Origin of the sequence: Reyranella sp. (assembly GCF_965227665.1) — a bacterium.
Lineage (GTDB): Bacteria > Pseudomonadota > Alphaproteobacteria > Reyranellales > Reyranellaceae > Reyranella.
This window is the reverse complement of record NZ_OZ245767.1, coordinates 4,865,075-4,878,142: the sequence shown is the minus strand read 5'-3', so window position 1 is coordinate 4,878,142 and position 13,068 is coordinate 4,865,075. Positions and strand designations below refer to the sequence as shown.

Here is a 13,068-nt window from a genome sequence, read left to right as displayed (position 1 = left end):
CTAGGACAGCTTGATGCCCTTCTCGGCGAAGTACTTCAGCGCACCCGGATGGAATGGCACCGACGAATTCGCGGTCTTCTGGTTCTCGGCCGTCATGTCGGTCGACGCCTTGTGGGTGGCGACGAGGTCGCCGTGGTTTTCCCACAGGGTCTTGGTGATGGTGTAGGCCTGATCGTCGCTCATCGAGGCCGGCACGACCAGGATGTTCCAGATTGCGATCACCGGCACCGCCGCATCCTGGTTCGGATAGGCCTTGGCCGGAATCTGGCTGGCGGCGAAGACGGGACCGTATTTCTTGTTCAGCGCCGGCACCAGTTCGGCCGTCGAGATCAGCTTGATCTTGACGCCCTGGGTCGCCGCCAGATCGGTGATCGCCGCCACCGGAGGACCGCCGTTGAAGAAGTAACCGTCGAGCTTGCCGTCCTTCATGGCATTGGTGCTCTCGGCCGGCGACAGGCGCTCGCGCTTGATGTCGCTGAGCTTCAGGCCGAGCTCTTCGATGATGCGCAGCGCCATCACCTCGGATCCGCTCACCGGCGCGCTGGTCGAGATGCGCTTACCCTTGATGTCCGAAAGCTTGTTGATGCCAGTGCCTTCCATCGTCACGAAATGCACCAGATTGGGATAGACGACCGCCAGCGTGCGCGATTCGACGGGCTTGTCCTTGAATTTGTCGAGGCCCTTGATGGCGTCATAGGCCGTATCGCACTGGGTCAGCGCCATCTGCGCCTTGCCGTCGCGGATCATGTGCATGTTGGCGACCGAGCCCGCCGTCGCCTCGGCAGTGACCGCCCAGCCCGGGACCTTCTTGCTCAGGATGTTCGCCATCGCGCCGCCGAGCGGATAGTAGACCGCACCCGTGGTGCCCGTGGCGATCGAGAACTGGGTTTGCGCGGCGGCCGGCAGAGACAGGCCAGCCATTCCGAAAGCGCTGGCGGCCGACCCGGCGGCAATGAATTGACGACGTTTCATGATGAAGCTCCCTATTGGTTCGTTTCCACTCCCCGAACTCGCGCGGAACAAACCACGACTTCCTGTGTCAGGCAACACGCGCAATCCAACGCGCTTTCGGAACGCGGCTTCGCCGGACGGAACCGATCGATGACCGGGTTGTCCATCTTCTCGGAATATACCACCCGGATATTCTGTGGTTTTCCGAATGGGCCGAGGCCACCCGATGGCCTCAAGTGCCCATCGACGGGCTCGCCCACATAAGGCCCATATCCGGGGCTAAGTTCGAGCTGTCGGCATTCACGCACCGGCAGCGTGACGACACACTCTTCGTGTAGGCTTGGCGTGTGATTCACAATCTGAACTCGGTCCATCTGCTTCTTGTCGCTGCGGCGGGTGCTTGTATCCACCTCTCCGTTCGCGAGGTACGGCGACGCTACATTTCGACCTGGCGGCTGTTCGCGCCGGCGTTGTTCGCGCTTTTCGTCGGGGCCGTCCTCTCCCTTCTCCAGCTCGGCGAAAGCCGACCACCGGCTCCCTGGTTGTTCGCAGCGGCGCTCGGTGGCGGGTTCGTGCTCGGGACCGTGCGCGGCATGAGGATCGGCATCCGGCACGACATGTACCGGCCGCAGGTCAACCTGACGCACAAGTCGAAGCTCATGCTGGTCGCAGTGGCGATCGTCGTCGGCGGCGCCGCAGCCGTGGAGTGCGTCGGGGCATTCATTGGCAGCACGGATCTGGAGACGCCTCGTCTGGGAGCCGCCCTCGTCGCCATGTTCTGCGGTGGGGCCATGCTCGGCCGCGCGCTCTTGCTCACCCTTCGCCTGTATCGTAGCGATCGAGTGAGCGCCTGAAGAACCCGTCGCTCAGGCAGGCGGGCGGGGCACCAGGCCGAAGGACTCGAAGAAGCGTCGAGTGGCCGGGGCGGTCTGTACGCCCGTCCGGCCCACCACGATGAGCTGGTACAGCGTGTCGGCGGCATAGATTGCGCGGGTCGCAAGGATCCAGCCGTCCTCCTCGTGGACATACTCCCGAGCCGCAGCCCCCGAAACGTTGAGCGACCGATCGGCAAGCAGATGTCCTGGCCGGCCGTCACGCCCGTTGAGCAGCATCTGGGCCGGCGTGAGGTTTGGCGGCATGCTTCGGAAAGTCGTGCGCGAACAGAAATACTCGGTTGCGCCCAGGGTGACCGTCAGCTCGATCTGCTCGACCACTTCCCCGGTCCCGTTGACCGTCAGTTCCTGCACGGAGCGCTCGGGCGGTCCGGGCATTTCGACCCTGAAACCCCCTTCCGTGATCTCGGTCCACTGCTGTGCCCGGGCCGAAGGTGCGCTACCCGCGACGATCACCCAACCCGCCAGCGCGAGGCAGATGCCCCGCACGACCGCCGATAGCCTCATTCTTCCCCCGCTCTCCCCAGAGCTCGCGAGAGTGTCCCACGATCGATCGGAATGCGCAAAAAAGCCCCGCTTCCTTGCGGAAACGGGGCATCAGGTCCTTGGGGGAGAAGGATGGCCCAAAGGCTGAAAGCCATCTTCGGACTGACAACGCCGCACGTCCTCGACCCGTTCCAGCGAAACTGCCCGTGGCCGTTGTGCAATCGCCCTGCATTCGACAAGCTCGGCGCATGGATATCGAACTGCAGCGTGACCCACAGCCCCTCGTCCAGGACTGGCTTTCCGACCTGAACGCAGCCCTCGAAGCGCGCGACCTGAGTCGACTGGCCGCCCTGTTCCGACCGGATGCAGACTGGCGTGACATCGTCGCGCTGACGGGCTCGATCGAAACCGTCAGTGATCGCGCCGCCATCACCGGACGACTGGTCGAGGCGGTCGCTGCCGCCGGCGCCCGAAATTTCGCCATAGACACGGAGCGCAGCCCGCCGCGCGACGTCGAGCGCGCCGGGGAAGCGTGCGTCGAGTCTATCCTCACGTTCACGACCGCGGTCGGCACCGGTGCAGGCGTCGTGCGCCTGAAGCGCGCCGACTGTCGCGCCGGCGAGGCGATGGCTTGGACGCTGCTGACGTCCCTCGAGTCGCTGCACGGCCACGACGAAGAGACGGTCTTGGCCCACGCCGAGGAGCCGGCTTTCGATCGAGACTTCCATGGGCCCAACTGGCTGGATCGCCGGCAGGAATCCTCACGCTACGCCGACCGCGATCCGACAGTGCTGATCGTGGGCGGAGGCCATGCCGGCATCACGGCCGCCGCACGCCTCAAGGCGCTGGGCGTCGATGCCCTGATCGTCGACCGGATGGCCCGCATCGGCGACAACTGGCGCAAGCGCTACCACGGGCTGAAGCTTCACAATCAGAAGCATTCCAACCACTTCCCCTACCTCCCTTTCCCCAAGACGTGGCCGAAATACATACCCAAGGACAAGATCGCCAACTGGCTCGAATCCTATGTCGAGACGATGGAAATCGACTTCTGGACGGGTACCAGCTTCACGGGCGCGACTTGGGATGCGGGCGAAAGGCGCTGGACGGTCGAACTCGACATGGATGTGGCGGGTGGCGTTCACCGCACGCTGCATCCGCGGCACATCGTGATGGCGACCAGCGTGAGCGGGACGCCGAACATCCCCGAGATACCGAGCCTCGAGCGCTTCGAGGGCACGGTCGTCCATTCGAGCAGGTTTGCCAGCGGCGCGGACTGGAAGGGTCGCCCGGTTTATGTTTTCGGCACCGGCACCAGCGCGCATGACATCGCCCAGGACCTGCATGGCAACGGCGCTCATGTCACCCTCGTCCAGCGCAGCCCGACACTGATCGTCAACGTCGAACCCGGCGCCCAGCTCTATGACGGCATCTACTACGGCAAGGGCCCGACACTCGAAGACCGCGACCTCGTCAATGCGTCGATGCCCCTGCGGGTGATGAAGAAGGCCCACCGCATCCTTACCGATCAGGCCCGGGCCCACGATGCGCCCCTGCTCGACGCGCTCGAGCGCGTCGGCTTCCGGCTGGAGTTCGGCGAAGACGGTACCGGCTGGCCGCTCAAGTACCGCAGCCGCGGCGGCGGTTACTATTTCAACGTTGGCGCCTCTGACCTGGTCGCCAAGGGCGAGATCGGATTGATCCAGTACGACGACATCGCCGACTTCACCGCAACCGGGTTCACGATGAAGGACGGCAGCGATCGCGCTGCCGATTTGATCGTGCTCGCCACCGGTTACAAGGGCCAGGATCACCTGGTCGAACAGCTCTTCGGGACGGAAATCGCGCGCAAGGTCGGCGCCATCTGGGGTTTCGACGAACGCACCCAGGAGTTGCGCAACATGTGGATTCCCACGGCACAGCCGGGCCTGTGGTTCCAGGGCGGCTCGTTCGCCCAATGCCGCATCTACTCCAAGTATCTCGCGCTTCAGATATTGGCCGCCGAAATCCACCGGGACTGACCTCCCGCAGGCGCCACCGGCGGACACTTCCCGGGCGGAACCCCCTCCGGGGGCACCCGTTGCATGTGCAGCCGGTGCCTAGAGGGCCGGCTCCCCTCCAACCCGGATCAAGGAGCCGTGAGTCATGCCGACCGCGCAAGTGCGGATCAGCGCAGAGGAGCAGCGTCTTCTCAGGGCGCTGTCCGTCGGCCAAACCGTAACGCTTCCGTCCTCCCACCGCCTTCGGCTTGAACTGCTGGGCCTTCTCCACGACGGGCCGACCGGTCCGCGCCTCACTCCCTTGGGCAGGCGGCATGCAGAAGCTGCCGTTACCGAGGACGAACCGAGCGGCCGTTCCGACAGCGAGCCGGCCGTGAAGCGCGATCGGCTCGGGCGCCGGATGCCACATGGTCGGGCGCTCCCTTTTTGAACAGGTAATTCAATGTCCACACGACCTGCTTCCGCTTCTTCGTTCGTTACGGAACAGACCGGCGAAGAGGCCCGTGCATACAGTCGGGAACTTCCAAAGCCCGACCAAAAGGCTGCTCGTGAGAGTCACCGCGGTGTCCCGGCGAACGAGGAAACTGAAGTGGCATCTGTGTTCGAGCCGAAGAACCTTTTCCTGTCTGCCCTTCCCGCCGCCGAGCAGAACCGGCTCAGACCCCATCTGGCCTACCATCGCATGCCGCAGGGCACGATCCTTCAAGAACCCGAGCAACGCATCGAGCACGTCTACTTCATTGAAAGCGGCATGATTTCGCTGGTCGCGATGATGCAGGACGGCGCCGAGATCGAGACTGCCACGTTGGGACGGGAGGCCATTCTCGGGTCGCTATCGTCGCTCGGAAACCACACCGCGGGTACGCGGGCGATCGTGCAGATCGATGCGGCGGCGTGGCGTATGACGGTGGCGGACTTCCGGACGGCCATCGGGCAGAGCCCTGTCCTGCGCAAGATGGCCTTGTTGAGCAGCGAGCTCATGCTGGCGCAGATGCAGCAGACGGCGGCCTGCAACGCCCTACACACGGCCGACCGCCGGTTGTGTCGCTGGATCGTGCAGGTACGGGATCGGATCGACGATGACGTGATTCGCCTCACGCATGATTTTCTCGCGCAGATGCTTGCGGTCCGGCGTCCCACCGTGAGCCTGATCGCCTATGGCCTCCAGCAAGCCGGCCTGATCAGGTATCAGCGGGGCAAGATCACCATCATTGATCGGGCGGGGCTCGAACGGGGTGCCTGTGAGTGTGTCGGCGCGCTACGGGAAAAAACCCTGCGCATCATCGGTGAGATCGAGTGACGAAGGTCACTTCGCCGATCGGTTCGTGAAACGCGCATTGCCCAGCCCCGTTCCGATCGTGAGCACACCCCACCGCTCGACGTCGGTCATTCCCCCAACCTCGCTCAGTCCCTGAACGACCGCGTCATTGTGGAGAGCGACGAGGGGCTTCCGTCCGCCCACGCGCGGCAGGGAGTCAGACAGCGCGGCAACCAGGTTGAAGCCGTCCTCCTGCCAGTTGCCGGGCAGATTCTGTCCACCATTGAGGATCGCGCCCTGCTCATCGATCAGTCCGGGACAGCCGATCCCCATGAAGGGCGCCAGGTCGAGGTTCGCGGCGACGGCGCGTTCCACCAGCTTGGTCGTCATTTCGACGAGGCGGCGCACGGCCTGATCCCGCGTGGGGTCGTCGTCGCGATGACACCAATGCTCCATCTTCCAAACGGCGCCTTTTGAGACACCACCGCTTCTCCCAATTCGGACGATGCCTACCCTGAGGTTCGTGCCGCCGATGTCGGCGGCCACGATCGTGTCATGCTCGGCAACCACCGGATCGGGGGCGAGTTCCACCGCGCCGATCAGCCCGGCTTCGTCGGGATGACTGCTGATCGGGAACAGTTCCAGTGTCGTACCCTCGCCCGCCAGCAAAATCTGGGCGCGTCCCATCGCCAGCTGTCCGATCTGGCTCGAACTCAGTCCTCCTCCGATGACGATCCGCTCGGTACCGCACCAGCCCTCGAGCCGAAGGAAGCGCCGAACAACAGTGCCCAGTTCATGGGCAAACTCCTCGACGGCGGTATGAACAAGGCCTGCGGCAACCGTGTCGTTGCCGGTCAAGAGCTTGTCGAGAGTGGTCTTTGAAATGCTGCCCGTTGGTGTGTCGCCGAACGGGTCCTCATCCAGGGTCGATGCGAGCCGCTCACGCCAGTCGTCGAGGATTGCACTGAAGGCCCGGCCGGAGGCTCGGTCGCCGACGAATCCCTCTTCGTCGCGAAGCTCCTCATTGTACGTGTCAACGATCACGCGAGAGAGGATCCTCAGGCCATGCCCGTTCGCAGAGGCAGGACCACGGGAGTCTTCTTCGATCGCGCAGTTCGGCACGTCGGGTACGCCGCTACCGTCCACCTGTCTCTCCTCCGCCCCATAAACTGCCAATGCAGTCCTGATGAAACGGGAACGACCACGTCGCGGTTGCTGCAACGATCGGCGGATCGAGCCGTTTGCCGCCCATGCCACAAAATTCGTCGACGGCACGCCTCATGCGCCAGTACGGCCTGACCCAGGGGTCCCCCGAGATGCTTCTCCTTCGTCGCCAACGCAGCGGTAGGGGATTTCGCTTCGTCGGCGCCGACGGCGGAACGATCAAGGACGTAGCCACCGTCGCCCGCCTCAAATCCCTCGCGATGCCTCCCGCATACACGAACGTGCGCTATGCGGCGGACCCGTCCCTGCACCTCCAGGCAGTCGGCGAAGACGCTGCCGGTCGTCTGCAGTATCGATATCATCCCGACTGGCTGCAGGTGCGCGAGAGTCTCAAGGCGCGGAAGCTGGCAAACCTCGGCAAATCCCTTCCCGTCATCAGTCGCGCCGTTCGGCGCTGGCTGCGCTCGGACAACGCCGATGTCCGCCATGTCTCCGCCGCCGTTGTTTATCTCGTGTCTAAGACCGCGCTACGGGCCGGGACCGATGCGTATGCCCGCGAGCGCGGCACGCGGGGCGCGACCACTCTCCTGAAGTCGAACGTGCAAATCGATGGAGAGTTCGTCCGCCTGCACTTTCGCGGAAAGGGCGCCAAGATGGTCACGCGCGAGGTCCGCGACCGGATTCTCGCGACCACCTGCCGGGGCCTGTTCGCACTGCCCGGCCGGCGCCTTTTCCAATATCGAGGTACCGATGGCGCGCTGCATCTCGTGAGAGCCTCCGAGGTGAATGCCTTTCTTCGAGATGTCTCTGGCGTGCGGATATCCCTCAAGGATTTCCGCACCCTCGCGGCCTCGGCCGGGGTCATGCGGGCCCTCGCCGCCGCGCCTCCAGCCGAGACCGAGCGCGCCCGCCGCGCGCTGGTACGCGACGCCATTGCGGCGGCGGCTGAACAGCTTGCCAACACACCCACCGTCTGCCGCAAGAGCTACGTCCACGAGTCCGTCATCGCGGCGTTCGAAAAGGGCGGCCTGCCTGCCGCACCCGGACGGAGCCTTAAGGGAACGGCGCAAGCCCTTGTCCGGGTCGTCGCTCGGCATCGCTGAGGGTCGCGAAAATTCCGCTTGGAGGCTCTAGTTGGAGCCGCCGCCACCGCGTCAGGAGAATCCCCGGGTTCGCCGTTGGGCGGCCAACGAGCCGTCGCGGGCGCGACGATCGAGCCATCTCTGCCCGATGGGAAAGGCGAATTTCAGGATCAGCCCATAGGCCACCGCAAACGTGACGGAGCTGCCGAGAATCTTCGGGAGGGAAACTTCAAGACCGCTGGCGCAGATTGCATAGACATAGGCGAGGGCCGACCCCTGCCGGACCATCCAGGGCACGTCGAACGAAAAGAAGAAGCGGATGACCCCGGAAACGAGCAGGCCGACCACAAAAACCCCGACCAGCATTCCCGGAAATCCCAGGTCGACGTAATTCTCGGCCATGTAGCCGACACTGATCGACGTGCCGCCCCGCATGTTCTCGAGGAGGTCGGCTTTTGTCAGACGGATATAGACCTCGGTGTCCGACAGGGCTTCCTTGTCGGGAAATAGAAAGCGCGGGCGCAGGACGTGACTGAAGGCGTCCCGCCACTGCCGCATGGAGGACGGCTCTGAATCCGCCAGGTCGACGTTGATGACCAGGCCCGTGATGTCGACATATGCCAGCCGCTCCAACAGTGCCTTGGAGGTCAAGCCCCAGTCGATATCGCCGATTCTGGCCACCCGCCCCAGCATGTATTCGGCCCGGTCGGACAAAGAGAGCTGGAGGGCCTGCGATTCCGAACCGCCGGTGGCGTATTCGCGATACTCCGTCTTGACCGATGTCCAGAACAACGCGAGCACCACCAGGGCAAAGCCTGCAAGAAGTGCACAGGCGCTCGTCCGGAGCGTCCACCGCATCTGCGCCGCAAGCGCTGCCGTACCGAGGAAGACGAAAACGCCCCGGAAGTCGCCGAGCAAACCTGTCATTCCCGAACCGATTTCCACGACGAAGATCGCGGACAGGAAGCCCCACCCGCGTCCCGTCTGCAGGACGGAGGTAAAGAGGAGGAAGGCCGCAACGATCTTGAACCGCGCGATCGATTCGAAGAACTGGAACAGTCCACCGCCAAGCGTGAGTCCCGCCAACTGGGCGACCACATTCGCCCCGAGGTAGACCAGGAATATGTCGATCGGGCGCCAGGACAGATGCGCCGAGAAGTTCTGGGAGGTGGGAGGTGCGATGCTTCCCAGGACGATCCTGCAGGCAACGGCCAACGTCACCGTGGACGCCAGCATGTACCAGTAGGCATTCACGACCCAGGGGCCGAATATACTCTGTGCCATCGGCTCGCCGTCGACGAGCGAAAGGAAGGCGCGCGCGAACACCTGCAGCCATTGAGAGAGCAGGTAGTAGACGATGGCCAGAGGCATCGTCGGCGTGCTCACCAGCCGAAGTATGACCCAGGGCGTGAAGGCTCCGGCGCCGAGCGCCAACGGATCCGGCGAGGCCGGGGAAACCAGCAGGAACAGAAGGCCGAAGCCGAACGCAGCCCGCCGCAGCATCGAGTAGTCGAGGCGCGGAGCAGTGCTAGGGGGGCTACTGAGCGTCGAGGCCATGACGGTCGGTCGGTCTACCTGATCTTCCAGTTACTACGCACATTGAAAGCAAAACCTGTTGGCTTGCCAGCCTAGCCACTAAAGAGTGCGTCGCCCCGTCGCCACTGGTGAAACCGTCCCCGTTGCCGCAGAGGGGTCGACAAAGAAAAAGGCGGCCCATTGGGCCGCCTTTTCCTCGTTTAGGGTCGTCCAGTTTACTGGATGACGATTTCGACGCGGCGGTTCTGCGGCTCGCGGACGTTCGGGCCGGTCTGCACCAGCAGGCCCTGCTCGCCACGGCCAACCACCGCGATCGCGGTCGCCGGCACGCCTTCGCGAACCAGGGCGTCCTTGACGGCGTTGGCGCGACGCAGCGACAGCGCCATGTTGTAGGCCGGCGCGCCCGACGTGTCGGTGTGGCCGGTCGCCGTGATGCGGGCGTTACCCTTGGTCTTGTAGGCGCCGGCAGCCTGCTTGATCGTGTTCAGAGCCTGAGCCGACAGGTTCGAGCGATCCCAGTCGAAGAACACCATGAACGACGGCGGCGCAACGACCGGCGGCGGCGGCGGCGGAGCGGCCGGCGTCGAGCCGAACTTCAGCTGCAGGCCCAGCATGATGCTGAAGTTGTTGTTCGTCCAACCCACGCCGTTAACCTGCGGGTTCGTCGTGCCGTAGTAACGGCCGTCCAGGTTCACGCGGAAGTTCGTGTCGGCGTTCCAGCCGAGACCGATGATGCCCTGATAGGCGAAAACCGTGCTCGACAGCGACGAGTTGCCGTCGACCAGACCCAGACCGGCGCCAGCGCCGATGTACGGGGTGATCACCGAACCCGGCATGAAGTCGTACAGCAGGTTCGCCATGATGCCCAGCTGGCCGACCTGGTTGTTGACGGCCGTGTTCGGCACGCCGACATTCGTCGGGTTCCAGCGATAGATGCCTTCCAACTCAACGCGCGGACCAACGAAGTCGTAGCCGATCACGCCACCGGCCATCCAGCCCAGCTGCGGGGTCACGTTCACCGTCGGGAACGCCGGGATGTTCGTGTTCGCCGTGAAGTTCGTCAGCCAGTTGATGCCGCCCTCGGCACCAATGTACAGACCCGGCTGCGGGGCCTGCGCCTGCGCAGCCACCGGCAGCGCTACAATGGCGGCGGCCGCCAGAAGAGCCTTCTTCATCAGATATCTCCCTTACTTGCACAGCCCCGCCACCGAACGGGGTGGAGCGAAAATTCGTCACGACAGCGGGGCTAATGTACTCGACCTGTGACGGGCCGCGCCACAAAGTAAGGCGTTCCCAACTCATTGTTGCCGCGACTGTGGCGCCTCAGCCACACTACAACGAGCGGACCGCCCGGACTTTCAGCGGCATCTGAAATTATTGAGATAAATCAATAAGTTAGAAAATAACAGAGGGACCGCTATCTCAACGGACCTCAGCGCCGCGAGCGCCACGTCACACCCGGAGAGCCGAAGCATCGAATGAAGTTCGTCCTGATCGCTCACTTTTGGTTCTTATGGGGTCCCGGCTCATCTGTCCGACGCCCCTCCCCGAGCGACCATTGAGCCTGCAATATTTCGAATGGCGAAATGGTCCTGGTCGAGGCGGTTACCGCTGATCGCGCGGCCGGAACGCAAGCGAACATTGCCCGTTGGAGGATCGTCTCTCTCAATGGAGTTCCAGAATGCGTCTTCCCCTCGTCCCGGCCGCTCTCGCCGCTGCCGTCGCACTCGCCGCCCCCAGCCTCGTCACCGCCCAGGGCGCGCCGCAGACCATCCAGCTCACCAAGGTCGATGTCGTCAAGGTCTCGACCGGCTATCGCGCCAGCAAGGTTATCGGCTCCTCGGTCGTCAACGACGCCGGCGACACCGTGGGTAAGGTCGATGAGATCATTGTCGGACCCGACGGCAAGGCCCCGTTCGTCGTGCTTTCCGTCGGCGGCTTTCTTGGCCTCGGCGACAAGCTGGTCGCCCTTCCCTACGAACAGATGAGGACCGACGGCAAGAAGATCGTCCTGCCGGGCGCGACGAAGGACTCCCTCAAGGCACTGCCCGAGTTCAAGTACGCTTCCTAACGATGGGCGCGCTCGCTGAAGAGATCGCGCACCCCACGTTTCTGCCCTTTCCGGTTATTGCAGCGCGGCTCCTGTTCGCCGCGCTGCTCGGCGCGCTCATCGGTTTCGAGCGCGAATGGCAGGCGAGACCGGCGGGCCTTCGCACCCACATCCTGATCTGTGTGGCCGCGGCGACATTCGGCATCCTCACGGTCGAAATCGCTCATTCCACGGCCTTCGCCGGCCGGCAGACGGCGAGCGACCCCCTTCGCGCCGTAGAGGCCGTCACGGCCGGAGTCGCATTCCTGGTCGCCGGATCCATTCTTTTCACACGTGGTGAAGTCCAAGGGCTGACGACGGGCGCCGGCATGTGGATGGCGGGTGCTGTCGGCCTCTCCTCCGGTTTTGGACTGTGGCAGATCGCCGGACTTGGCACCTTCCTCATCCTGATCGTCATGAGTCTCCTCCACACGTTCGAGCGGAAGCTGGGGCTTGTCGCGAACAAGAAGAAGCAGCGCGCAGCCGGGTCCAAGGGCGACGAAAAAGGCGATGAGAAAGACGATACCAAACCGGAGTGCTAATCTGAGGGCCCCATGAGGCGCCCTCTTTCTCTCGTTGCGCTCGTCGTCGGTATGGTCGTTTGGCCCGCCGCGGCGCAGACGTCGCGGCCGGTCCCGGACATGGGACCGGGTGCGACACGTCCCCTGCCAACCGCACCCACGCCGGGCCAACCACCAGTCGCCAGCGACGAGGTGAAGGATCCCAAGACGGGGTGTGGCGTCGTGATGATGAACGCCGAACCCGATATCGGCATCAGCTGGTCGGGCGCCTGCGAATACGATCTGGCGCAGGGCAAGGGTGTCCTGCAATGGTACCGCAAGGGCGTCCCCACGGATCGCTACGAGGGCGAGATGAAGGATGGCCTGTACGAGGGCGAGGGAAGACTCACCTATGCCGACAAGGCCCGGTACGAGGGCTCGTTCAAGGCCGGCGAACGCGACGGCAAGGGAACCTATGTCTTTCCCAGCGGGGCCCGGCTGATCGCTGACTTCCGGGAGGGCCGCCCGATGGGGCATGGCATGTACGTCTGGACCAACGGCAACCGCTATATAGGCGACTTCCGCGACAATCAGCGCACGGGCCGGGGCACGCTTTTCTATGCCGACGGTGGCCGCTACGAGGGCGAATTCGTGAACGGCAAGATGCAGGGCCGCGGTGTGCGGGTATGGGCAAACGGGTCGCGCTACGAGGGCGACTGGGCCAACGATCAGGCCAACGGCTGGGGCACCAAATCAGGCGGTCCCGATGGCCAGGTGTTCACCGGACCATGGAACAACGGCTGCTTCCGCGACGGCGGGCGCTGGGCGACGGTGGGCGCCACGGCACAGTCCTGCGGCTTCCAGTAGGGTGTCATGTCAGCCAGCCCGGACCTGATCATGTTCCAGTTCCTCGAATGGGTGGCGGCCCGGCCGCGTCGACGCGAAGACGTCCTGGACGCCTGGCCGAGCTCCTGTCCGCGTTTCCCGGTGTGGGAGGATGCCCGTGCGGAAGGGCTGGTGCTCCAGTGCGGCGGCGAGATCGGCGAGCGCAGGGTCGAACTGACGGAGCGCGGGCGTGCGATGCTGGACCGCGGCCGGGCCGAATAGCA

Annotated in this window: 13 protein-coding genes; 8 read left to right on the top strand and 5 right to left on the bottom strand. The window is 64.2% G+C overall.

The genetic code is table 11. The annotated features are described in order from the left end of the window. The gene (locus ACO07I_RS23575; protein WP_422011705.1) at positions 1-972 is read right to left on the bottom strand and encodes a TAXI family TRAP transporter solute-binding subunit; all 972 of its coding nucleotides are present in this window, start codon (positions 970-972) and stop codon (positions 1-3) included. Between the two features lie 326 nt (positions 973-1,298). Between ACO07I_RS23575 and ACO07I_RS23570 the strand changes: the two genes are divergently transcribed. After that, a complete protein-coding gene (locus ACO07I_RS23570) occupies positions 1,299-1,805 on the top strand; it encodes a hypothetical protein (RefSeq protein WP_422011703.1) in 507 nt (168 codons plus the stop codon). Between the two features lie 12 nt (positions 1,806-1,817). Here ACO07I_RS23570 and ACO07I_RS23565 read toward each other — a convergent pair whose 3' ends face one another. After that, positions 1,818-2,351: a hypothetical protein gene (locus tag ACO07I_RS23565; RefSeq protein ID WP_422011701.1), complete on the bottom strand. Its 534-nt coding sequence runs from the start codon at positions 2,349-2,351 to the stop codon at positions 1,818-1,820. A 227-nt stretch (positions 2,352-2,578) separates the two neighbouring features. Between ACO07I_RS23565 and ACO07I_RS23560 the strand changes: the two genes are divergently transcribed. Both ACO07I_RS23560 and ACO07I_RS23555 read left to right on the top strand, forming a co-directional pair. After that, positions 2,579-4,351, top strand: coding sequence for a flavin-containing monooxygenase (locus tag ACO07I_RS23560; protein ID WP_422011699.1), 1,773 nt, complete (start codon positions 2,579-2,581; stop codon positions 4,349-4,351). A gap of 568 nt (positions 4,352-4,919) precedes the next feature. Next, positions 4,920-5,630 carry a Crp/Fnr family transcriptional regulator gene (locus ACO07I_RS23555; protein WP_422011697.1) on the top strand — a complete coding sequence of 237 codons (711 nt, stop codon included), beginning with the start codon at positions 4,920-4,922 and terminating at the stop codon, positions 5,628-5,630. A 6-nt stretch (positions 5,631-5,636) separates the two neighbouring features. On the opposite strand, the gene ACO07I_RS23550 is transcribed toward ACO07I_RS23555, so the two are convergent. Beyond that, positions 5,637-6,734 (bottom strand): ROK family protein, encoded by a 1,098-nt coding sequence (locus ACO07I_RS23550; RefSeq protein ID WP_422011695.1) that lies wholly within the window; start codon positions 6,732-6,734, stop codon positions 5,637-5,639. 134 nt (positions 6,735-6,868) lie between these two features. On the opposite strand from ACO07I_RS23550, the gene ACO07I_RS23545 reads away from it, so the two are divergent. Next, positions 6,869-7,855 (top strand): DNA topoisomerase IB, encoded by a 987-nt coding sequence (locus ACO07I_RS23545; RefSeq protein WP_422011693.1) that lies wholly within the window; start codon positions 6,869-6,871, stop codon positions 7,853-7,855. Positions 7,856-7,906: 51 nt separating this feature from the next. Here ACO07I_RS23545 and ACO07I_RS23540 read toward each other — a convergent pair whose 3' ends face one another. Then, positions 7,907-9,391, bottom strand: coding sequence for a hypothetical protein (locus tag ACO07I_RS23540; protein WP_422011691.1), 1,485 nt, complete (start codon positions 9,389-9,391; stop codon positions 7,907-7,909). Positions 9,392-9,585: 194 nt separating this feature from the next. Then, the gene (locus ACO07I_RS23535; protein WP_324504890.1) at positions 9,586-10,545 is read right to left on the bottom strand and encodes an OmpA family protein; all 960 of its coding nucleotides are present in this window, start codon (positions 10,543-10,545) and stop codon (positions 9,586-9,588) included. Positions 10,546-11,051: 506 nt separating this feature from the next. On the opposite strand from ACO07I_RS23535, the gene ACO07I_RS23530 reads away from it, so the two are divergent. From ACO07I_RS23530 to ACO07I_RS23515, 4 genes are read left to right on the top strand one after another with little or no spacing between them, the layout of a single operon-like run. Beyond that, complete coding sequence (locus ACO07I_RS23530) at positions 11,052-11,441, top strand: PRC-barrel domain-containing protein (RefSeq protein WP_422011689.1); 390 nt, start codon at positions 11,052-11,054, stop codon at positions 11,439-11,441. A 2-nt stretch (positions 11,442-11,443) separates the two neighbouring features. Continuing rightward, complete coding sequence (locus ACO07I_RS23525; RefSeq protein ID WP_422011687.1) at positions 11,444-12,001, top strand: MgtC/SapB family protein; 558 nt, start codon at positions 11,444-11,446, stop codon at positions 11,999-12,001. Between the two features lie 12 nt (positions 12,002-12,013). Beyond that, on the top strand, positions 12,014-12,826 hold the full coding sequence (locus tag ACO07I_RS23520; RefSeq protein ID WP_422011685.1) for an MORN repeat-containing protein: 813 nt from the start codon (positions 12,014-12,016) through the stop codon (positions 12,824-12,826). A 6-nt stretch (positions 12,827-12,832) separates the two neighbouring features. After that, positions 12,833-13,066, top strand: a complete 234-nt coding sequence (locus ACO07I_RS23515; RefSeq protein WP_422011683.1) for a hypothetical protein — start codon at positions 12,833-12,835, stop codon at positions 13,064-13,066. Positions 13,067-13,068 lie beyond the last annotated feature (2 nt).

What these genes read in the sequence shown, in the direction of transcription:
- ACO07I_RS23575 (WP_422011705.1), bottom strand. Translation starts at nt 972, where the DNA reads ATGAAACGTCGTCAATTCATTGCCGCCGGGTCGGCCGCCAGCGCTTTC.
- ACO07I_RS23565 (WP_422011701.1), bottom strand. Translation starts at nt 2,351, where the DNA reads ATGAGGCTATCGGCGGTCGTGCGGGGCATCTGCCTCGCGCTGGCGGGT.
- ACO07I_RS23560 (WP_422011699.1), top strand. Translation starts at nt 2,579, where the DNA reads ATGGATATCGAACTGCAGCGTGACCCACAGCCCCTCGTCCAGGACTGG.
- ACO07I_RS23545 (WP_422011693.1), top strand. Translation starts at nt 6,869, where the DNA reads ATGCGCCAGTACGGCCTGACCCAGGGGTCCCCCGAGATGCTTCTCCTT.
- ACO07I_RS23540 (WP_422011691.1), bottom strand. Translation starts at nt 9,391, where the DNA reads ATGGCCTCGACGCTCAGTAGCCCCCCTAGCACTGCTCCGCGCCTCGAC.
- ACO07I_RS23535 (WP_324504890.1), bottom strand. Translation starts at nt 10,545, where the DNA reads ATGAAGAAGGCTCTTCTGGCGGCCGCCGCCATTGTAGCGCTGCCGGTG.
- ACO07I_RS23530 (WP_422011689.1), top strand. Translation starts at nt 11,052, where the DNA reads ATGCGTCTTCCCCTCGTCCCGGCCGCTCTCGCCGCTGCCGTCGCACTC.
- ACO07I_RS23525 (WP_422011687.1), top strand. Translation starts at nt 11,444, where the DNA reads ATGGGCGCGCTCGCTGAAGAGATCGCGCACCCCACGTTTCTGCCCTTT.
- ACO07I_RS23520 (WP_422011685.1), top strand. Translation starts at nt 12,014, where the DNA reads ATGAGGCGCCCTCTTTCTCTCGTTGCGCTCGTCGTCGGTATGGTCGTT.
- ACO07I_RS23515 (WP_422011683.1), top strand. Translation starts at nt 12,833, where the DNA reads ATGTCAGCCAGCCCGGACCTGATCATGTTCCAGTTCCTCGAATGGGTG.